The organism is Gordonia sp. McavH-238-E (assembly GCF_022348225.1).
Lineage (GTDB): Bacteria > Actinomycetota > Actinomycetes > Mycobacteriales > Mycobacteriaceae > Gordonia > Gordonia terrae.
Map to the genome: position 1 here is coordinate 196,579 of NZ_JAKRFE010000007.1, position 20,817 is coordinate 217,395.

The window sequence follows — 20,817 nt, forward strand, 5'->3', positions numbered from 1 at the left end:
CGGAGGTCGGGCCCGCCACCGGCAGACTTCACCTCGACCGACAGACTTCGATCGAGGTCTGGGAGTCGAGTTGAAGTCTGTCGGTCACGAAATAAGGCGTTTGGGTAGGTCTTTCGTGGCCCATGACGGTCGCCAGGCCGCAGATCCTGAGGTGTGAGGAGCGATAGCGACGAGCCTCGAAGAGCCTGGTGGGACACCTCGCGAGCCCCTTCGTGGCTCGCTTCGCCGCACCTCAGGGAGCAGGGGGAGGCTTTGTTCGCACCTCAGAAAGCCGGGCGGTGGCCGTTCTCGATACCCGCGGACCGTGCCGCCGCGGTGAGCACGTCCACGACCATCTCCACCGTCAACCGTCCGGTGAAGGTGTTCTGCTGGCTCACGTGATAGCACCCGAACACCTCGAGCTCGGCACCCTCGCGGACAAGCGTCGTGGAGGCGCCGTGCCCGAACTTGGGCAGCGGCTTGGGGACCGTCCAGCCGAGTTTCGCGAACGTGCGAAGCGTTGACTGCCAACCGAATCCACCGAGGGTGACCACCGAACGCGCGGTCGGCGCGAGCAGTTCGAGTTCGGCATGCAACCAGTGGGAGCAGGTGTCGCGTTCGGCGACCGTCGGTTTGTTCTGCGGCGGGGCACAATGCACCGGCGCGGTGATCCGCGTGTCGAAGAGCTCCAACCCGTCACCGATCGCGACCGAATGGGGTTGGCTCGCAAGGCCGGCGAGGTACAACGCCGAGAACAGGACATCGCCGCTGCGATCTCCGGTGAACATTCGCCCGGTGCGGTTTCCGCCGTGCGCCGCGGGGGCGAGTCCGACGATCAGCAGTCGCGCGTCGGCCGGACCGATACCGGCCACCGGCCGGCCCCAGTACTCCTCGTCGGCATACGCGCGACGCTTCTCGCGGGCGACCTGCTCCCGCCATTCGACGAGGCGCGGGCATGCTCGGCACTCGATCAGCTGCGCGTCGAGCTCCGCCAGATCACGGAAGCGTCGTCGGGTGGCCATACCTCGACACTAACCGTCGAGTCGGAAGCGGCACCTCATCGGCCGAGGACCCCCGTCAGTCGAGGACGACGCACCGTTCTCGGGTGCGATCCACGCCGAACCAGCCGCGTTCGAACTGCTGCCAGGCCTCCAGATGTGCCCGCGCGCCCTCCCCGTCACGGGCGATCGTCCGCTCGAGTCGTTCGCCGGGTGTTCCGCCGTCGAGCCACAGCGCGTGGGACAGGCGGTCGGCGATCCGTCGCCGCGCCGAGGAGACCCCTTCGATGATGAGCAGGGGCTGCCACTCGATCCACACACGGGGTCCGGGGGTCGGGGTACCGTCCTGCCATACGCGCGGCCGGTACCGGTAGTCCCGTCGTCGCGTGAAGGGATGCAGCACATCGGCTTCCAGCTCCGGCCACCATGCGACCGGGTCGTCCCACGTCGCGAAGTCGTCGGTGCGGACCAGGGTCACGCCGACTCCACGGGCTCGCAGGTCCGCGACCAGGAGGTCGGCGATCGTCGATTTCCCCGCTCCCGACGGCCCGTCGACGGCGACGATCCCCGCATCGAGGCGATCGGCCAAGTCGGTGATCCGGGCGCGGATCCGGGGGTTCACCGGATCAGGATGGGTCACCGACCGGCCGTGCCGGCCGCGAATGCCGGCGGCATCTGCGTCAGCGGAGCCGTGATGGGTGCTTCGGGAACGCGCTGCACGGCGGTCCGCCCCGTGCGGAGATATTCGACGATCGCGTTCTCGAGCGGCTTGTTGGCCCGGCCGAGTTGCGCGTGGTCGCCACCGCCGACGGTGATGAGGTGGCTCCGCATGAGTGAACGCATCTTCAGCGCGCCGCGATACGGGGTCTGCGGGTCGCCGACGCTCTGGATCTGCAACGGTGTCACCGCCAGCCCGCGATTGCGGATCTCGATCGGCCGGGCGAGGGCCGGCGCGCCGGCGCAGGCGAGTCCGGACTCATAGGCGAGCCCGGGCGCCTCGAACGGATCCCCGGTGACGTAGTTCGCGACGAACGCCTGGAAGCCGAGCGACGGCTGTGCGGGCACCCGGTTCTCGTTGCAGAGGACCGCGCCCTGCATGTCCTGAGAGACCTGCGCGGCTTCGAGGACCGCGGGCGCCGGGGTGGGCAGCTTGCGGCCGGGCTTCGCGGTCAGCTGTGCGACGAGTGGCCACGAGTTCCGATCCGGCGCGAGGGCGCGAGTGAGCACCAGTAGCTGCGACGACAGTTGCAGCGAGCCGGGTCGGAGCAACGTGAGCATCAGGTTCTCGAACCGCGCCCGCGCGTCGGCGGTGAGGTCGGTGCCGGCGATGTACTGCTGGGCGAACGCCCGCAGTCCCGGGGGCACGTCGCCCACCTGGGCCGGCGGCGCCAGGAGGGACGGCGGGACGCCTGCCTCCGCACTGACCCGGTCACTCCACTTCCGGTACACGGCCAGCGGAGTCTTTCCGAGACCGTAGATCCGGTCGTGACGCGCGATCCACGCCATCATCGCGTGCACGCGGGCCTTGTAGCCGGGCGTCTGGGCGGAGAGGAGGGTGTTCCACACGAGATCGGGGTCGAAACCGGAATCGAGGACCATCCGGTCGACCCGCTGCGGGAACAGTGTCGCGTACGTCGACATCAACAGGGTGCCGTAGGAGATGCCGTAGAGACTGACCTTCGACTCACCGAGCAGACCGCGGACGACCTCCATGTCCCGGGCGGTGTTCTCGGTGGTGAGCGAGGCCCCCAGACCCGGTGTCCGGGCCTCACAGCGATCGCGATTCACCTTGCCCAGCGCAGTCATCAGTTCGGGTTCGTCGCCGGTGATGGGTTCGCAGCGCAGCGGCGTGCCCGACACCAGACCGCGGGGCTGCACGGCCACCAGGTCCCATTCGTCGAGCATCGCCGCGGGCGGGGGCACCTGGCTGAACATCGCGATGCCGTCGCCACCCGGACCTCCCGGGTTGCCCATCACGACACCGCGCCGGCGCGATTGGTCTCGCGCCTGCATCCGGCTGACACCGATCTCGATCGTCTTGCCATCCGGCTTGCGGTAGTCGAGCGGCACCTCGACCGTCGCGCATCGGACGGTCGCCGGGACGCCGTGAACGGCGGGACATGCTTCCCAGTCGAGCGCGGGCGCCGCCGACGCTTCGGGCGTCGCCGCGAACTGACCCACGCTCACCAGCCCGGCCACGACCACCGCCGTCAGCCCCGTTGCCACTACCCGATTTCGACGACGCCACCGATTACGCGAGATCACCACCTGACAGTAGCCGTCCGGTTTGCCGGGTACGAGGGGCCGGGTAGGAGGGTCGGGCCTCACGCCAGGATGCGACGACCCGACAGGGCGCGGCCCAGAGTGAGCTCGTCGGCGAACTCGAGGTCGCCGCCCATCGGCAACCCCGACGCGAGTCGGGTGACCGACAGACCGGGGAAGTCCTTGAGCATGCGCTGGAGGTAGGTCGCGGTGGCTTCGCCCTCGGTGTTCGGGTCGGTGGCGACGATCACCTCGGAGACGTCGACGCCGTCCTCCTGATTGGCCAGCCGACGCAACAGCTCGCGGATCCGCAACTGGTCGGGGCCGATCCCCGACAACGGATCCAGAGCACCCCCGAGCACGTGATAGCGCCCGGTGAACTCCTTGGTCCGTTCGATCGCATGCACGTCCTTGGGCTCCTCGACGACGCAGATCTTGCTGGCGTCGCGACGCGAGTCCGAGCAGATCCGGCACAGGCGGTTCGCCGACACGTTTCCGCACTCGGCACAGAAGACGACGTCGTCGCGAACCCGCCCGAGCGCCGCGATGAGGCGATCGATGTCGGATTTCTCTCCGGCCAGCAGGTGGAACGCGATCCGCTGGGCCCCCTTCGGACCGAGCCCCGGCTGTTTGGCCAGCTGGTCGATCAGGTCCTGGATCGGTCCCTCATACATGGTGTTCTGCGTCCATGGTGTCCGGGGTCTCTACTCGTCGTTCGGCGTCGTGCGTGGGCGTGGTGCTCAGCCGCCGAGTCCGGGAAGGCCGCCGCCGAGGCCACCGGCGAGCGGGCCCATCTTCTCGCTGGCCAGCTGCTCGCGCTTCTCCGACAGGTCGGCGAGCGCACCGAGCAGCAGGTCCTGCAGGGTTTCCACGTCGTCGGGATCGACGACCTTCGGGTCGATCGACACCGCGGTCACCTCGCCGGTGCCGTTGCCGGTCACGGTGACGAGTCCGTTGCCCGCGCTGCCGACCACCTCTGCCGCAGCGATCTCGTTCTGCGCGGACAGGAGTTTCTCCTGCATCTGCTGAGCTTGCGCGAGCAGTCCGGCCATCGGGTTCTCTCCGCCCTGACCGCCGCCGAACAACGCGCTGGGATCGAATGGTTGCGTCACCCGGCCCAGGGTAGTCGCAGCGTCAGCGCAGCAACCGATCGACATGCGCGGCGATGTCGTCGACGGTCGACTCCTCGACGGCCGCGACCTCGAAAGACAGGACCTCGTCGCCGAACAGCCGTCCCGCTCGCGCTGTCAATGCGAACTCGAATCGGTCGTCGACCCGACGCCACTGTGTGATCGCCCCGTAGATCGGCGCACTCGCCCCCGTCGTGACGCAGTACTCGTCGGCGCGCGGTCCCCCGACGAGATCGCGTTGGATCTGAAAACATGCCAGCGACTCGTCGTCGATGAAGACCACGGCCTCGCACCCCAAGTCGGGATGCCGCTCGTAGGACGCTCGGATGGTCATGCGGCCAGGGTAGATCGTGTCCTGCTACCCCGACACCGACCGCAGGCTCTCGAACCTGCGGTCCTCGCCGGTCAGGGGATCGCTGAACTCCAGCACCCGTGCCAGCAGGCGCAGGGGCCTCGAGAAGTCCGCGTGGTCGGGGCGCGCCGCCAGTTCCGGACGCACCTCGGGGTACAGCGGGTCATCGACGATGGGAACACCCAGTGACGCCATGTGCAATCGGAGCTGATGCGTGCGACCGGTGTGCGGCACCAGCCGGTAGACGCCGTGGCGCCCCGCGCCGTCGACGAGAGTGATGTCGCTGATGGCGTTGACGGGTCCGTCGACGACGAGCGCGCGGAGGTCGCCCGCGGTCTTATCGATCCGATCCCGCACGGTCACGGTGGTGGCGAGTGTTTCGTCGGCGGGCGCGAGCGCGAGGTACTCCTTGCGGGCGATCCGGGATGCGAACAGATCTTGGTACGCCGCCCGCACCTCCGGGCGCAGCGTGAACAGCAGCACTCCGGCGGTGAGCCGGTCGAGTCGGTGAGCCGGCGAGATCGTGTCGGAGCCCAGCTCGCGACGCAGTCGGACCAGCGCGGTCTCGGTGACGTGGCGGCCCCGGGGCATGGTGGCGAGGAAATGCGGTTTGTCCACCACGACGATGTTCTCGTCGCGGTAGAGCACCGGTAGGTCGAACGGGACCGGCACCTCGTCGTCGAGGTCGCGGTAGAGGTAGAGCGAGATGTTGCGGCGCGACGGCGAATCGAGATCCACCGGGTGACCGTCGGCATCGACGACCTCGCCGGCGGAGGCGCGTCGACGCAGGTCGTCGGCGGTCAGCCCCGCCAGACCGGGCGCGGCCAGCAACGCCTGCGACACCGTCGTCTCCGGCCCCGAACGCAACACCACGCGCGTGGCGTCGACGCCGTCGCGGATGGGCAACGGCGATGGCCGCGCCCGGCCCCGACGTCGCCTGCCGGAAGGCCCCGCGCCGGTCATGTGTGTGTGTTCGAACGCCGCCGGAGGAGACTCCGACTTCTCAGCGCTCGAGGCGCTTCTTCAGATTTCCGAGCACCTCGGCCTGAATTCGATTGAGACCCTTCGGCGCAAACGTCTTTTCGAAGAATCCGCCGATGCCGCCCGCACCCTGCCACGTGGTGGTGGTCGTGACGCGCGAACCGCTTCCCGACGGAGCGACGGTGTAGGTGGTCACCATCGTCGAGTTGGCATCGCGCTCGGTGACGGTGTCCGGGGTGACGCTGACCGTCGCCTGCACGTCACGCTGACGCTTCGAGGTGGCCTGCAGGATCCAGTGCACGACGGTGCCGTCGCCGTTGCCGCCGCTGATCACCTTGTAGTCGCGGTACTGCTCCGGGAGGATGGCCGGGCGTACGTCGTTGTAGTCGGCGAGTGCTCCGACCACGGCGTCCGGGGCGGCGGCGATGTCGAGCGACTGCGATGCGGAAACCTGACCCACGATTGGACACTCCTCAGTACGAAACGATTGGCGGGCGAACTGATCAAGTCCTAGGCTATCCGGGTGAGCAACCGGCTGGAGATGGGGGGAGCGGCATTCGACCAGGGGGTGTCCGACCTTCTGGCCAGCTATCGTGCCATTCCGCCGCACGCAACCGTGCGCCTGGCGAAGAAGACGTCCAACCTCTTCCGCAAGCGCGCCGCCAATCCGCATCCCGGACTGGACGTCTCCGGACTCGACCGCGTGATCTCGGTGGATCCGGCGGCACGAACCGCCGACGTCGCCGGGATGTGTACCTACGAGAACCTGGTCGCGGCCACCCTGCCGTACGGCCTCGCGCCGCTGGTCGTCCCGCAGCTCAAGACGATCACCCTGGGCGGCGCGGTCACCGGCCTCGGCATCGAGAGCACATCGTTCCGATCCGGCCTTCCCCACGAATCGGTGCTGGAGATCGACATCCTCACCGGCGACGGCGAGATCCTCACGGCGACGCCGACCAACGAGCACGCCGACCTCTTCTACGGATTCCCGAATTCCTATGGCACGCTCGGATATTCGGTTCGCCTCCGCATCGAGCTGGAGCCGGTGAAGCCCTACGTGGCGTTGCGCCATCTCCGGTTCACCACCATCGCCGACCTCCAGTCGACCATGGACGCGATCGTCACCACCAAGACGCACGACGGCGAGCCCGTCGACTATCTCGACGGAGTCGTCTTCTCCGCCAACGAGTCCTACCTGACACTCGGCCGTCAGACCGACGACGACGGGCCGGTCAGCGACTACACCGGGATGGATGTCTTCTACCGGTCCATTCAGCGAAAGACCACCGATCGGCTCACGATCCACGACTACCTGTGGCGCTGGGACACCGACTGGTTCTGGTGCTCCCGCGCGTTCGGCGCACAGAACCCGAAGATCCGACGCTGGTGGCCGAAGCGGTACCTGCGCAGCAGTTTCTACTGGAAGCTCATCGGACTCGACCAGCGGTTCGACATCGGTGACCGGCTCAACGCCCGCAAGGGCCTGCCCGCGGGCGAGCGGGTCGTGCAGGACATCGAGGTGCCCATCGAACGGACCGCCGAGTACGTGGAGTGGTTCCTCGCCGACATCCCGATCGAACCGATCTGGCTGTGCCCACTGCGTCTTCGGGAGCCGGCCCTCCCGAGCGCCGATCCGGTACGCCCGTGGCCGCTGTATCCCCTTGCCCCGCAACGCACCTACGTCAACGTCGGCTTCTGGTCGGCCGTGCCGGTCACCCCGGGCGATCCCGGACACACCAACAAGATCATCGAACGCAAGGTCGCCGAACTCGACGGCCACAAGTCGCTGTACTCAGAGAGTTTCTACACGCCGGAGGAGTTCGACGAACTCTACGGCGGAGAGAGTTATCGGCTCCTCAAGAAGCGGTACGACCCGCGCGGCCGTCTGCTGGACCTCTATGCGAAAGCGGTGAAACGCCAATGACCACGTTCAAGGACAGCACGCCGTCGAGTGTCGACTCACACGCCGGCAAGATGACCCTCGCCGAGATCTTCGAGACCCTCCTCGGCGGGAATCTCTCGATCCGGATCACCGCCTACGACGGCAGCAGCGCCGGACCCGCGGACGCCCAATACGGCCTCGACCTCAAGACCCCGCGGGGGACGACGTATCTGGTGACCGCGCCCGGCGACCTCGGGCTCGCACGGGCCTACATCGCAGGCGATCTCGAACTCATCGGCGCCCACCCCGGCGACCCGTACCCCGCGCTGAAGGCTCTCGCCAGCAACCTGCAGTTCCACCGTCCCTCCCCGCTGGCACTCGCGCACATCGCCAGGTCGCTGGGCATCGAGCACTTCAAGCCGATCGCACCGCCGCCGCAGGAGGCCGTGCCGCGCTGGCGGCGATTCGCGGAAGGACTGCGGCACAGCAAGTCCCGCGACGCCGAGGTCATCCACTACCACTACGACGTCTCGAACACGTTCTACGAGTGGGTCCTCGGACCGTCGATGACCTACACCTGCGCCGTCTACCCGGAACGCGACGCATCGCTGGAAGCCGCGCAGGAGAACAAGTACCGCCTCATCTTCGAGAAGCTGCGCCTGAAACCCGGCGACCGCCTCCTCGACATCGGTTGCGGCTGGGGCGGAATGGTCCGCTATGCCGCCCGACGCGGCGTCCACGCCATCGGGGCGACACTGTCCGCCGAGCAGGCGCAGTGGGCCCAGAAGGCCATCGCCGACGAAGGACTCGGCGAGTTCGCCGAGGTCCGGCACAGCGACTACCGCGACATCACCGAGAGCGGATTCGACGCCGTGTCGTCCATCGGGCTCACCGAGCACATCGGCGTCCACAACTACCCCGCGTACTTCGGCTTCATGCGCGACAAGCTCCGCCCCGGCGGCATGCTGCTCAACCACTGCATCACCCGGCCCGACAACGCCAGTCGCAGCAAAGCCGGATCGTTCATCGACCGCTACGTGTTTCCCGACGGAGAGCTCACCGGCTCCGGCAAGATCATCTCGAAGCTGCAGGACGTCGGCGGCATGGAGGTCATCCACGAGGAGAACTTCCGCGAGCACTACGCGATGACGCTGCGCGACTGGAACATCAACCTCGTCGAGCACTGGGACGAGGCGGTGGCCGAGGTCGGCGAGGGCACCGCGCTGCTGTGGGGCCTCTACATGGCGGGATGCCGAATCGGCTTCGACCGCAACATCATCCAGCTCCATCACGTGCTCGCCACGAAGCTCGACGAGGACGGCGGTCACCAGGTACCACTCCGGCCGTGGTGGGACGCCTGAGGTCGCGCCCGCGCTGCTGAAATCCGCCCTCTGCACACAGTTCGACGACGTATCGTCGTCGAACCCGCTGTGCGAGGCGGTTTTCAGCCACCCTCTGTCGCCGCCCCTCAGGTGACCGGCACGTCGATGACCGGGCGGCGGACGTGGGCGCCGGGTCCGTCGAAGTGCCACCACTCCCCCGCGTAGATCGTCAGCCCACCGGCGGCCATCGCCTCTCGAAGGCGGGTTCGAGCGGCCCGTGCCGGCGCGGACACCCCCTCGGTCGCATACGCGGTGGCCCGCGGGGTGAACGAGTCGAAGTCGGTCCCCATGTCGAGACGACACCGGTCGCCGACGACGCGCGCCGGAGGACAGTTCGGGCAGCCGTCGGCCAGTGTCACGTCAACCGAACGTCCGGCTTCGTGGCTGGTCGAATACGGCCCCGGCCTGGCCACCCACGCGGGATCCGGCACCTTGTCGAACATCTTCTGCTGCACCGAGTGCGGCCGGTAGCAGTCCCAGAACACCAGCACCTCGCCGCGGGCCCGTAGAGTCCGCGCGGCGGTTCGAAGTCCCGGGGTCATCGATTCGTGGACCAGACAGCGGGCGTTCGGCGGGTACAGTCGCTCGCCGACGAAGTTGTCGGCCGTCGCATATCGCAGGTCGAGGACGGCGTCGGGAACCGCGGTCCGGACGTCGACGAAACCGACGGCGCTGACCCGCCGGTCGACCGGCATCCGCATCGACGGCGCCGGCCCGACGGCGGGAGCTCTGACCGCCGATCCCGATGTTCCGCCGCCGGGAGACGCACCGACCGCAGGCGCTTCGGTCGGGGTCGCCGCAGCGCACGCCATCGACATCGTGAGCGCCGCCGTCACCGACATCAGTGACAGTCCGAGGCGCACCGCTACTCGTCGCATCTGTGCGTTCTACCACGAACGGCCGTACACGAGCGCCGGCCGCGAACACACCCGGTCACTCGAGCGGCCTGGCCCCCAACTCGGACTTGAGCAATTCCAGCGCCACCTGGTCCGGGTCGAGCCGCTGCTCGGGGTTCCCGGTCCGCGCGTCGGCCACCATCTCCGCGCGCTCGTCGTGCGGGATGTCCTCGTCGGCGCGTGGCGGCTCGGGTTCCTCCGGTTCGGCAACCGGTTCCGGCGCGGGCGCCGGCGTCGCCGACTGGTCGCGCGCACGACTCGGCCGTGAATACGACTGGCGCGCCTTACCCGGCTGCTTCGACGGCGGTGCGGCAGACGCGCCCGTGGGCGCGGCGGCACCCGGCGCCTGGTGCACCGTGCGAACGTCGAGTTCGGTACCGAAGACCTCGGTCAGCGCCTCTCGGATGATCGTGACGGCGTGCGGCGCCGACAGACGCCCGACCAACACCTCGACGGGATGCGACAGCACCACGGTCGTTCCGTCGACGTCGGCGATGACCGCTGCCGAGAGCATCGGTTCCAAACTCTTCGAACGCTCACGCACCGCGGCCCGAAAGTCCTGATACCGCTTGCGCACCGAGTCGGCGTCGAGACCGGCGGGCGCCTCGGGCTCGGGCTCGGCTTCTGCTTCCGGCTCGGGTGCGGGTTCTGGCCGGCGGGCGCGGACGGGCATCGCATCCGGTGGTGGGACGTCGTCCTCGTCGACGGGTTCATCGGGAAGCGGGATGTCGTCGTAGGGCGACGTCGACGCGGATTCGGCGACTGGTTCCGGTTCCGGCGAAGACGTCACCCGCGGACGCGACGGAGGCTCCGGCGCGGACGGAGTCCGCTCGGCACGAGCCGGCGGTTGCGTCGGCGTGGCAGGCGCTGGGTCGGCCACCGGGTCGGGGTCTGTCGCATCGGCGCTCGGCTGTTCGGCGATCAGCTCGTCGAACATCGATTCGTCCTCGGCGGACCCTTCGGTCGGTGCGGCCGAGTCGAGGTCCGCGGGGGTCGGCGCCGCAGGTTCCGGCGCCGCAGGTTCCGGCGCCACAGGTTCCGGCGCCACAGGTTCCGGCGCCACAGGTTCCGGCGCCACAGGTTCCGGCGCCACAGGTTCCGGCGCCGCAGGTTCCGGCGCCACGGGTTCCGGCGCCACGGGTTCCGGCGCCACGGGTTCCGGCGCCACGGGTTCCGGCGCCACGGGTTCCGGCGCCACGGGTTCGGGAGCCGCGGGTTCGGGAGCCGCGGCATCGGCCTCCACCGCCTCGGCAGCCGCACGGTCGGAGGCCTGGGCGGCCTTGGCGTCTTCCATCGCCTTGCGTTGCGACGGCCGGACGAACTTCGGCTCCGGTTCCGGCTCAGCCGGTTTCGCCGGCACCGGGATCGACGTGGTGCCGATGCCCGACTCGAGTCGTTCGAGTCGTTGCAGCAGCGCCGCGTCGTCGGCGGACACTGCGGGCAACAGCATCCGCGCGCACATCACCTCGAGCAGCAGCCGCGGCGACGTGGTGCCCCGCATCTCCCCGAGCGCGTTGTGCACGATCTCGGCGAACCGCGTCAGCGACGCCGGGCCGAGGGTCTCGATCTGGGCGCGCATCCGGGCGAGCTGGTCGCCCGGGGCCTCGACCAGCCCGCGGTCGGCAGCATCTGGAACTGCTTGCAGCAGAATCAGATCGCGCAGACGCTCGAGCAGGTCGACGGCGAATCGCCGGGGGTCGTGCCCGGCGTCGACCACCTTCTCCACCGTGCCGAACAACGCCGACCCGTCGGCATCGGCGAGTGCGTCGACGGCGGTGTCGATCAGCGCGACATCGGTGACACCGAGCAGGGCCAGGGCGCGTTCGTAGGCGACCCCGTCGTCGTCGGCGCCGGCGAGCAGCTGGTCGAGGATCGACAGTGAGTCACGAGGAGATCCGCCGCCCGCACGGATGACGAGCGGATACACCTCGGGAGCGACCGTCACGTTCTCGCGCTCGCAGATCTTCTCCAGCAGGCCGCGCATGACCGGCGGCGCGAGCAGCCGGAACGGATAGTGATGGGTCCGCGACCGGATGGTCGGGAGCACCTTCTCGGGTTCGGTGGTCGCGAACACGAAGATCAGGTGCTCCGGCGGCTCCTCGACGATCTTGAGGAGCGCGTTGAAGCCCGCGTTCGTCACCATGTGCGCCTCGTCGACGATGAAGACGCGGTAGCGCGACTCGGCGGGCGCGTAGAACGCACGGTCGCGGAGCTCGCGGGTGTCGTCGACACCACCATGGCTCGCGGCGTCGAGTTCGATGACGTCGAGGTTGCCCGGTCCGCCAGGCGCGAGCGCCACGCATGAGGCACAGGTCCCGCACGGTGTGGAGGTCGGCCCCTGCACACAGTTCAGCGAACGGGCCAGGATTCGCGCCGACGACGTCTTGCCACAACCACGCGGACCCGAGAAGAGATAGGCGTGGTTGATGCGCCCGGAATCCAGGGCGCGACTCAACGGATCGGTGACGTGCTCCTGCCCCACGACGTCGGCGAAGGTAGCCGGGCGATAGGTGCGATACAGAGCCACGCGTCGAGACTACCGGCGACCCGTGACACTCGAAGAGCGTGCCTCACACTGGCGGAGCAGACCCCTGTTCGGGTGTCTCGCTGACGGGTTCGCCGTCGGTTCCGACCAGGTCATCGGCCATGCCGTGGACGTGGTCGGTGGGCTCGGACGGGCGGTCGGACTCGCGTGGTCCGGACTCGTCGCCGCTTCTCTCCGCTCGCCGCCGGTCCTCGGCCCCGGAGCCGCCCGCATCACCGGTCGGCAAGCCGCCGTCGGCGATGACAGCGGCCGCGACGCCGGCCGGGATGACCGGGTCGGAGGTCGACGGTCCGCGGCTGCCGACCATCCGCAAGCCGACGACCGTTGCGATGAGCACACCGAGGTAGGCCCACAGGTAGGGGCTGACGGTGAACCAGTTCAGCCACCGGATGTGGGTCTTGACGTACAACCCCGTGTAATAACCGTCGGGGATCAGCGCGGGCACGTGCGTCGGCCACGAGAACGCGAGGAGCACGAGAGCCGCGACACCAACACCCGCCCACACCCGCGGGGTGCGCGGGCGTCGGACGTCGAGGACCAGGTGGACCCCGATGACCAGGATCGGGATGAACCAGACCCAGTGATGGCCCCAGGACATCGGCGACACGACGCACGCGGTCATGCCGACGATGCTGATGGCCAGGAGTTCCTGGCCCTTGCGATGGGCATAGGTCGCGACCGCGAAGCCGACCGCGAGCGCCGCCAGGACCACGACGAGCCACAGGAGCGTCGGCGGATTGTCGGTGTCGAGGTGGTTGGCGAGCATGCCGCGGAGGGACTGGTTGCCGCGCAACTGCGCCGACCCGACCCGGTCGGACTCGAACAGTTTTCCGGTCCAGTACGACCACGAATCCCCCGGCAACACCGCGAAACCGATCACCACGGTGGTGGCGAAACCGCCGATGACCCCCGCGAGGGCGCGCCAGTTCCGCTGCACCAGGAAGTATCCGGCGAAGATGAGGGGTGTCAGCTTGATGCCGGCGGCGACGCCGGTCCAGAACCCCTTGAGGCGTCCACCGTCCGGACGCGTCAGGTCCGCGAGGATGACGAGCATCAGGAAGACATTGATCTGTCCGTACCAGATGGTCGTCCGCACCGGCTCGAACAACATCGCCACCGCGACCAGCGACACCGCGATGACGCGCAACGGCCAGGTCACCGGTCGGCCGAGGCTACGGAAGCTCAGCATGATCACCAGGTAGAGCGCCACGACGATGCCCGCGGTCCACAGCGGACGCGCGAGGTCGAAGGACACCCAGGCCAGCGGACTGAACAACAGCGCGGAGAACGGCGAATAGGTGTAGTCCAGGTCGCCGACCATCTTGACGTCGTAGAGGCTGATGCCTCCGGTCACCGACCGGGCGCCCGCCTGATACACCGCAAGGTCGATCTGATTGTTCAGCAAACCCCAGAACTGGGCGCCCAAGGGTACGACGACGTCCTGGAGCGCCAGTGCGATGACCCCCACGACGGCGAAACCGGTTGCGAGAAGAACCGGCCTGGGCAGATTCACGATTTGAAAGCCTGTCACAAAGTGGCGTGCACGCCAGCGCACTCGCCGGAGAATGAGAGCAATCTAACGCCGCGGTCGGCGCGTTGCCGGTGTGTCGGCACCGTCCGCGGCTTCCACGGCCGCCATGTCAGCGGCCGCGGGTGCGCGCGACGACCTCAGCTGGACCGGGCGAGGAGTGTCTCCGCCGCCGCCAGCAGAACGCACGTGGACACCCCGTCCATCGCGGCTCGCAGGTCGTCGGTGTTCGGGAACGTCGGTGCGAGGCGGATGTTCTGATCGTGCGGATCGGTCTTGTACGGGAACGCCGATCCGGCCGCGGTGAGAGCGATACCGGCCTCTTTGGCCAACTCGATGGTGCGTCGGGCCGCGCCGTCGACGACGTCGAGGCTGATGAAGTAGCCGCCCTCCGGCTCCGACCACGACGCGACCTTCGACTCCGTGAGGCGATCGTCGAGGATGTCGAGCACGAGCTGGAACTTCGGGGCGAGGATCTCCCGGTGACGGGCCATGTGCGCCCGCACGCCGTCGGCATCGCCGAAGAACTTGAGGTGACGCAGCTGATTGACCTTGTCGGGTCCGATGGTCTTCAGCGAGAGGTACTTGCTGAACCAGGCCAGGTTCTCCGGCGACGAGCCGAAGAACGAGACGCCGGCGCCGGCGAAGGTGATCTTCGACGTCGAGCCGAGAACGTACACGCGGTTGGGGTGGCCGGCGGCCGCGGCCATCTCGACGATCGGCAGCGCGGCGGGCGGGTTCTCCACCAGGGTGTGCACCACGTAGGCGTTGTCCCAGTAGATCCGGAAGTCGGGCGCTGCGGGCATCTCCAGCAGACCGCGGGCAGCCTCTTCGGAGAAGGTGACGCCGGTCGGGTTGGAGTAGGTCGGCACGGCCCACATGCCCTTGATGCTCGGGTCGCCGGCCACGAGTTCGGCGCACACCCGCACGTCGGGACCGTCGGGAAGCATCGGCACCGGGATCATCTCGATGCCGAGGCTCTCGGTGATCGCGAAGTGGCGGTCGTACCCGGGCGAGGGGCACAGGAACTTGATCGGCTCACGACCCCACGGCGCATCGGAGTCGGCGGTGCCGTGCAGCATCCCGAACACGGTGAGGTCGTGCATGATCTCGAGACTCGAGTTGCCGAGCGCGAGGAGCTTGTCCGGGTCGACGGCCAGCAGCTCGCCGAAGATCCCGCGCAGCTCCGGGAGTCCGTTGAGTCCGCCGTAGTTGCGGGTGTCGGTGCCCGCCCCGTCGCGGTACTCGTCGCCCGGGAGGGACAGCAGGCCGTTGGAGAGGTCGAGCTGCTCGGGAGCCGGCTTGCCGCGGGTGAGGTCGAGCTTCAGGCCCAGAGCGCGCAGTGACTCGTACTGCTTGGTCAGATCCGCCTGGGTGTCGCGGAGCTGGTCGGCACTCATCGAGTGGAAGTTCAACGTGGGCCCTCTCGCGGCTCGACGCCGGTGCGGGTGGCCGACGCCGCAGACCTAGAAGATGTGTATCGGATATAGGGGACCCCGCGCACCCGAGAGAGCCCGTTGACCCTTGCTGCCTTCCGGCCCTGGGGGAGTTCACAGGATGCACGCCGCGCGGGATCCGTCGTCCAGTGTAGCGAGGGCCTCCGGCGAGGCGACACCACCCCCGGCCCAGTCGCTTCAACGACGAAGGTCCGCGGTGCACCCGGCGAGCGGGCGTCACTGCGGACCTTCGGTGGCGGAGGATAGGGGATTCGAACCCCTGAGGGCTGTTAACCCAACCCGCGTTCCAGGCGAGCGCCATAGGCCACTAGGCGAATCCTCCAACGTCGAGATGATAGCCGCCGAGCGTGCACCAACCCAAACCGTCCGGCGGGGGCATCCCACCGCTAGGGTCGACGGCATGGCGGATACCTCTCCTGTTGTTGTCGTCGGAGCCACCGGAGGGCAGGGCGGCGCCGTGCTCGATGCGCTGCTCGACGCCGGTTTCCCCGTCCGCGCCGTCGTGCGGGACGCGGTGTCGAGCAAGGCGGCACGCCTGGCCGATCGGGGTGTCGAACTCGCGGTCGGCGACATCGTGAGTGGCGTGGGTCTGACCGAGGCGTTCACCGGGTCCGCAGGCGTGTTCGCACTCACCACGCCGTTCGAGTCCGGGGTCGGCGCCGAGATCGGCCAGGGTCGCGCACTCATCGAGGCGGCCACGTCCGCATCGATCCCGTACCTCGTGTTCTCCTCGGTCGCCTCGGCCGATCGCCAGACCGGCGTGCCGCATTTCGATTCCAAGTTCGAGGTCGAGCAGATGCTGGCGGCCACCGAGATCCCGCACACGATCGTCGGCCCGGCCTATTTCTTCGACAACCTGCTCGGCGGCGCCGACGCCCTAGCGGCAGGCGTGATGCCGATCGCTATGCCCGCCGACAAGCCGCTGCAACAACTCTCGCGGCGCGACCTCGGACGACTGGTCGCCACCCTGTTCGCCGCACCCGAGGTCCACGTCGGGCAGCGCATCGACCTCGCGTCCGACCAGCCGACGCCGGCCGAGATGGCGCGCATCATCGGCGAGGTCCTCGGCACCACCGTCACCGCGGAGTCCTACGACCCGGAACGCATCGAGTCCGAGGACATGCGGGCGATGTTCACCTTCCTCGGCGGGCGCGGCTACGAGGTCGACATCCCGACGCTGCATCGACGATTCCCCGATGTCGGCTGGCAGAGCTTCGCCACCTGGGCCGCGGAGGCGCTGCGCCGCTGATCACCCCGCAACGGTCGGGAAGGAGTCCGGATGGTCCTCGACGCCGCGCTGATCCTGGCGGGCCTGGCCGGACTGATCGTCGGCGCGGAGTTCCTGGTCCGCGGTGGGTCGGCGATCGCGAGCCGGCTCGGTGTCTCTCCCCTGCTGGTCGGGCTCACGATCGTCTCCATCGGGACCAGCATGCCGGAGCTCGCCGTGGGCATCGATGCGTCCCTGAACGATGCGGGTCCGCTCGCGGTCGGCAACATCGCGGGCACCAACATCGTCAATCTCCTTCTCATCCTCGGCCTCTCGGCTGCCCTGGTACCACTCGCGCTGGGACGTCAGACCATTCGGCTCGACCTGCCGGTCATGACCGTCAGCGCACTGCTACTCCTGGTGTTGAGCCTGAACGGCGACCTGAACCGTCTGGACGGCGTGCTGCTCCTGGCGGTCGCGGTTGCCTACACCGTGACCGCCATCCGCGTGGAAGTGAAGGCCAGGGCGTCGCCGACCGTCACCGACGAGCTCCCCGCCACCGGTGGACCGGTCTGGGGCCGGGTACTCGAACTGCTCGGTGGGATCGTCTTGATCGTGCTCGCGGCCGACTGGCTCGTCCGCGGATCGGTGGACGTGGCAACGGAGCTGGGCGTCAGCGAGGCGTTCATCGGCCTCACCGTGGTGGCGATCGGCACGTCCGCACCCGAGCTCACGACGACCATCATGTCGACGCTCCGCGGCAACCGCGACCTCGCCATCGGCAATCTCATCGGGTCGAGCGTCTACAACATCACCTTCATCCTCGGCGTGACCGCACTGGTACGGCCGCTCGAGGTCACCGATGACCTGATCCGGGTGGACCTTCCACTGATGGCCGCCGTTGCGTTGCTGTGCATTCCGGTGTTCCTCTCCGGGCGGCGGGTGTCCCGGTACGAGGGCGTCGCGTTCGTGGCTCTCTACCTGGTCTACCTGGGGCTCTTGATCGCGTTCCGTACCTGACGGCTCCGCGGTCACCCATCGGAACGTCGATTCCCCTTCTCGTCCCAGTGCTCGGCGACCTTCTTGCTCGGCTGCACCCGCGGCGGCTCGCCCGGCATCTTGGGGTAACTGGGCGGATAAGGCATGTCACCCAAGCCGTTTGCGTCGTCGGCCTGCACCATCTCCAGGAGCTTCTCGACGCCGCGCCGATGGTCGGCGATGTCGGCCCACGGATCGCCACGATCCGCGAGGAGCTTCGGGACGGTCGCGATGGTGCAGTCGTCCGGGTCGACATCGGCGAGTTCGTCCCACGTCACCGGCGTCGACACCCGTGCGCGGGCGCTGCGTCGGACGGAATACGGTGACGCCATCGTCCGGTCGCGGGCGTTCTGGTTGTAATCGATGAAGATCCGTTCTCCGCGTTCCTCTTTCCACCACGACGTGGTGACCGCATCCGGGTCGCGGCGTTCGAGTTCGCGGGCGAGCGCGATCACGCAGCGTCGGGTCGCGATGAAGTCCCACAGCGGCTCGATGGGCACGTACACGTGCACTCCGCGCCCGCCGGAGGTCTTCGCGAAACCGACGAAACCCAGGTCGTCGAGCAGCGGCTTCAACCCCTCGACAGCCACGCGCCGGACGTCTTCGAAGGTCGTGCCGGGCTGCGGATCGAGGTCAATGCGGAGCTGGTCGGGGTGATCGTTGTCGGGATGCAGCGTCGGCCAGGTGTGGAAGGTGACCGTCCCCAGATTGGCGCCCCACACCAGGTCGGCGGGCACCGTCGGCCGGATCGCATCGCCGGTTCGCTTGGACGGGAACACGATCGGGGTCGATTGCACATGCTCCGGACGTTTCTTCGCGATGTGCTTCTGATAGATCTCCTCGCCCTCGACACCGTCGGGGAATCGCTGCAGGAACGTCGGCCGATCGCGGGCCGCGCGCATCAACGGGCCCTCGCCGCTCTCCTCGACTCCCAGCGCGACGGTGCGGTAGTACCCCACGAGATCCCGCTTACGGCCCCCGTTCTCGCCGAGTTCGGGGAAATAGATCTTGTCCGGGTTGCTCATCCGGACGGCGATCCCGTCGACGTCGAGTTCCTCTGCGGGAGAGCGAGATGCCATGGTCATTCTCCTTCGAGGACGTCGTGGAGATCGTAGGTGAGGGGGACCTCGAGCTGGTCATAGCCGCAGCTCTCCGGGTCCCGATCGGGCCGCCACCGCAGGAACTTCACGGTGTGCCGGAAGCGGTGGTTCTCCATCTGGTCGTAGGCGAACTCCGCGACCAGTTCGGGACGGATCGGAATCCACTCCCCCGACTTCTCCGACCGCCATCGCGTCGGCTCACCCGGTGACGCCTTCTCGGGGTCGAGGCGCATCGGCTCGAACATCTGCTGCAGCTCGATCCGCTTCGCGTCGGAGAAGGCTCCGGCCCCACCGACCATCCGCAGTTCGCCGTCGTCGCCGAACAATCCGAGCAGCATCGAGCCGATCCCGGTCCCAGACTTGTGGATTCGATACCCGAAGATCACGCAGTCCGCGGTGCGCTTGTGTTTGATCTTCAGCATCTCCCGCTTGTTCTCGACGTACACGCCGTCGAGTCGTTTGGCGACGACACCGTCGAGCCCGGCACCTTCGAAGGCGGAGAACCAGTCCTCGGCGACCGCGGGGTCGCTCGTCACCCGGCTGACATGCACGCGACGATCCCGCCCACCCGGACCGACGGCCCGCAGCAGCGCCTCCCGTCGTACTTCGAACGGTTCGGCCATCACGCTCGTCGACGCCAGCGCCAGCGCGTCGAAGCCGATGAAGATCGCCGGGGTCTTCTCGGCGAGCATGGTCACGCGCGACTCGGCGGGATGTATCCGTTGCGCCAGCGAGTCCCAGTCCAACCGGTGGGTGTCGCCGATGAGGGCGGGCACCCCGATCTCGCCGTCGAGGACCACCTTCTCGGGCAGTTCGTCTTTCACCGCCGCGACGATCTCGGGGAAGTACCGTGCCAGGTCCTTGCCGCCTCGCGATCCGATCGTGACCTCGTCGCCGTCGCGGAAGACCAACGCGCGAAAACCATCCCATTTGGGTTCATACGACCACGCCACCGAACCGTCCGGTTGCGGCGGCACGCTGGTCACCGCCTTGGCCAGCATCGGCGCTACAGGCGGCATGACCGGGAGATCCATGAAACTCATCGTTCCTCACTCGTCGACGCGACCGCAACGCCTACGCGCCGCCGCGTACCCGGGGGCGTGGTCCGGGCCGCACAGGCAGACCGGTCCCGACGACGATTCTCATCGCGGGACGGTAATCTCGACGCGATGTCGACGCCGCGAGCGGGCCGGTACGCGCCCTCCCCCTCCGGGGACCTCCACGTCGGCAACCTGCGGACCGCGCTCCTCGCGTGGCTCTTCGCGCGTACCACCGGCCGGCAGTTCCTGATCCGGATGGAGGATCTCGACCGCGCCGTCCCGGATGCCGACTCCCGCCAGCTGTCCGACCTCGCGGCCCTGGGCATGGACTGGGACCCGCCCGTCATTCATCAGACGGACCGGCTCGCCACATATCGCGCCATCATCGCCGACCTCCGCGATGCCGGTCGCACCTTCGAGTGCTTCTGCACCCGCCGCGAGATCCTCGAAGCGCCGTCCGCGCCGCATGCGCCGCAGGGCGCCTATCCCGGTACATGCCGTGACCTCACCGCGGCCGAGCGCGACGAACGCCGCGCCACCCGCCCACCCGCGATCCGGCTCCGCGCCGATGTCGAGGTGTTCGGCGTCGACGACCTGCTGCACGGCGCGTACTCGGGCGCGGTCGACGACTTCGTGTTGCAGCGCAACGACGGCACCCCGGCCTACAACCTGGCCGTGGTCGTCGACGACGCCGCGCAGGGTGTCGATCAGGTCGTCCGCGGCGACGATCTGCTGTCCTCGGCACCGCGCCAGGCCTACCTGGCGACGCTGCTCGGATCGACCCCGCCGGTGTACGCGCACGTCCCGATGGTGCTGAACGCCAACGGGATACGGCTCAGCAAACGCGACGGCGCGGTCACCCTGTCCGACCTCGCGGACGAGGGCATCTCGACGTCGACGGTGTTGTCCCGCATCGCCCACTCGCTGGGCCTCGGGGGCCGGGACGAGCCCGTGACCCTCCCGCTGCTGGCCGGGCGTTTCGACCCGGCGGCGCTGCCGACCGAGCCGTGGTTCCTGACGTCCGACGAGTGGACCTAGCG

Annotated in this window: 19 protein-coding genes, 1 tRNA gene and 1 other RNA gene; 5 read left to right on the forward strand and 16 right to left on the reverse strand. The window is 68.5% G+C overall.

Annotated features, from left to right (window positions below):
• Nucleotides 1-263: 263 nt before the first annotated feature.
• From MHN80_RS12490 to MHN80_RS12525, 8 genes are all read right to left on the reverse strand, one after another.
• Entirely contained in the window at nt 264-1,001 is a 738-nt protein-coding gene (locus tag MHN80_RS12490) for a uracil-DNA glycosylase (RefSeq protein WP_239401990.1), read from the reverse strand.
• Nucleotides 1,002-1,056: 55 nt separating this feature from the next.
• Entirely contained in the window at nt 1,057-1,599 is a 543-nt protein-coding gene (locus tag MHN80_RS12495) for a uridine kinase (RefSeq protein WP_081487014.1), read from the reverse strand.
• A 14-nt stretch (nt 1,600-1,613) separates the two neighbouring features.
• Entirely contained in the window at nt 1,614-3,203 is a 1,590-nt protein-coding gene (locus MHN80_RS12500; RefSeq protein ID WP_239401991.1) for an alpha/beta fold hydrolase, read from the reverse strand.
• Between the two features lie 98 nt (nt 3,204-3,301).
• Nucleotides 3,302-3,913 (reverse strand): recombination mediator RecR, encoded by a 612-nt coding sequence (gene recR, locus MHN80_RS12505; RefSeq protein ID WP_004021589.1) that lies wholly within the window; start codon nt 3,911-3,913, stop codon nt 3,302-3,304.
• Between the two features lie 66 nt (nt 3,914-3,979).
• On the reverse strand, nt 3,980-4,396 hold the full coding sequence (locus tag MHN80_RS12510) for a YbaB/EbfC family nucleoid-associated protein (protein ID WP_004021588.1): 417 nt from the start codon (nt 4,394-4,396) through the stop codon (nt 3,980-3,982).
• A complete protein-coding gene (locus MHN80_RS12515; protein WP_004021587.1) occupies nt 4,374-4,703 on the reverse strand; it encodes a hypothetical protein in 330 nt (109 codons plus the stop codon). Before MHN80_RS12515 ends, MHN80_RS12510 begins: the two co-directional genes overlap by 23 nt.
• Before the next feature lie 24 nt (nt 4,704-4,727).
• Entirely contained in the window at nt 4,728-5,684 is a 957-nt protein-coding gene (locus tag MHN80_RS12520) for a pseudouridine synthase (RefSeq protein ID WP_239401992.1), read from the reverse strand.
• 40 nt (nt 5,685-5,724) lie between these two features.
• Nucleotides 5,725-6,162 carry an SRPBCC family protein gene (locus MHN80_RS12525; protein ID WP_004021585.1) on the reverse strand — a complete coding sequence of 146 codons (438 nt, stop codon included), beginning with the start codon at nt 6,160-6,162 and terminating at the stop codon, nt 5,725-5,727.
• 81 nt (nt 6,163-6,243) lie between these two features.
• Between MHN80_RS12525 and MHN80_RS12530 the strand changes: the two genes are divergently transcribed.
• Nucleotides 6,244-7,626 carry an FAD-binding oxidoreductase gene (locus tag MHN80_RS12530; protein ID WP_033204647.1) on the forward strand — a complete coding sequence of 461 codons (1,383 nt, stop codon included), beginning with the start codon at nt 6,244-6,246 and terminating at the stop codon, nt 7,624-7,626.
• Entirely contained in the window at nt 7,623-8,945 is a 1,323-nt protein-coding gene (locus MHN80_RS12535; protein WP_064569694.1) for a class I SAM-dependent methyltransferase, read from the forward strand. Before MHN80_RS12530 ends, MHN80_RS12535 begins: the two co-directional genes overlap by 4 nt.
• Nucleotides 8,946-9,052: 107 nt before the next feature.
• Here MHN80_RS12535 and MHN80_RS12540 read toward each other — a convergent pair whose 3' ends face one another.
• From MHN80_RS12540 to MHN80_RS12565, 6 genes are all read right to left on the reverse strand, one after another.
• Nucleotides 9,053-9,844, reverse strand: coding sequence for a M15 family metallopeptidase (locus tag MHN80_RS12540; RefSeq protein WP_239401993.1), 792 nt, complete (start codon nt 9,842-9,844; stop codon nt 9,053-9,055).
• 55 nt (nt 9,845-9,899) lie between these two features.
• The gene (locus MHN80_RS12545; RefSeq protein WP_239401994.1) at nt 9,900-12,389 is read right to left on the reverse strand and encodes a DNA polymerase III subunit gamma and tau; all 2,490 of its coding nucleotides are present in this window, start codon (nt 12,387-12,389) and stop codon (nt 9,900-9,902) included.
• 43 nt (nt 12,390-12,432) lie between these two features.
• Nucleotides 12,433-13,920 carry a glycosyltransferase 87 family protein gene (locus MHN80_RS12550; protein WP_239401995.1) on the reverse strand — a complete coding sequence of 496 codons (1,488 nt, stop codon included), beginning with the start codon at nt 13,918-13,920 and terminating at the stop codon, nt 12,433-12,435.
• A gap of 155 nt (nt 13,921-14,075) precedes the next feature.
• Entirely contained in the window at nt 14,076-15,350 is a 1,275-nt protein-coding gene (locus tag MHN80_RS12555; protein ID WP_239401996.1) for an aminotransferase class I/II-fold pyridoxal phosphate-dependent enzyme, read from the reverse strand.
• Between the two features lie 70 nt (nt 15,351-15,420).
• Nucleotides 15,421-15,515, reverse strand: an RNA gene (gene ffs / locus MHN80_RS12560) — signal recognition particle sRNA small type.
• 110 nt (nt 15,516-15,625) lie between these two features.
• Nucleotides 15,626-15,714 (reverse strand) — tRNA-Ser (locus MHN80_RS12565).
• A 78-nt stretch (nt 15,715-15,792) separates the two neighbouring features.
• Here MHN80_RS12565 and MHN80_RS12570 point away from each other — a divergent pair.
• A complete protein-coding gene (locus MHN80_RS12570) occupies nt 15,793-16,641 on the forward strand; it encodes an NmrA/HSCARG family protein (protein WP_101820707.1) in 849 nt (282 codons plus the stop codon).
• 30 nt (nt 16,642-16,671) lie between these two features.
• The gene (locus MHN80_RS12575; protein WP_101820706.1) at nt 16,672-17,619 is read left to right on the forward strand and encodes a calcium/sodium antiporter; all 948 of its coding nucleotides are present in this window, start codon (nt 16,672-16,674) and stop codon (nt 17,617-17,619) included.
• A gap of 11 nt (nt 17,620-17,630) precedes the next feature.
• Here MHN80_RS12575 and MHN80_RS12580 read toward each other — a convergent pair whose 3' ends face one another.
• Together MHN80_RS12580 and MHN80_RS12585 are read right to left on the reverse strand one after the other, a co-directional pair.
• On the reverse strand, nt 17,631-18,716 hold the full coding sequence (locus tag MHN80_RS12580; protein WP_239401997.1) for a DNA polymerase domain-containing protein: 1,086 nt from the start codon (nt 18,714-18,716) through the stop codon (nt 17,631-17,633).
• A 2-nt stretch (nt 18,717-18,718) separates the two neighbouring features.
• A complete protein-coding gene (locus tag MHN80_RS12585; RefSeq protein WP_033204651.1) occupies nt 18,719-19,771 on the reverse strand; it encodes an ATP-dependent DNA ligase in 1,053 nt (350 codons plus the stop codon).
• 135 nt (nt 19,772-19,906) lie between these two features.
• Here MHN80_RS12585 and gluQRS point away from each other — a divergent pair, with 135 nt between their 5' ends.
• Nucleotides 19,907-20,815 (forward strand): tRNA glutamyl-Q(34) synthetase GluQRS, encoded by a 909-nt coding sequence (gene gluQRS / locus MHN80_RS12590; RefSeq protein ID WP_239401998.1) that lies wholly within the window; start codon nt 19,907-19,909, stop codon nt 20,813-20,815.
• Nucleotides 20,816-20,817: the final 2 nt, after the last annotated feature.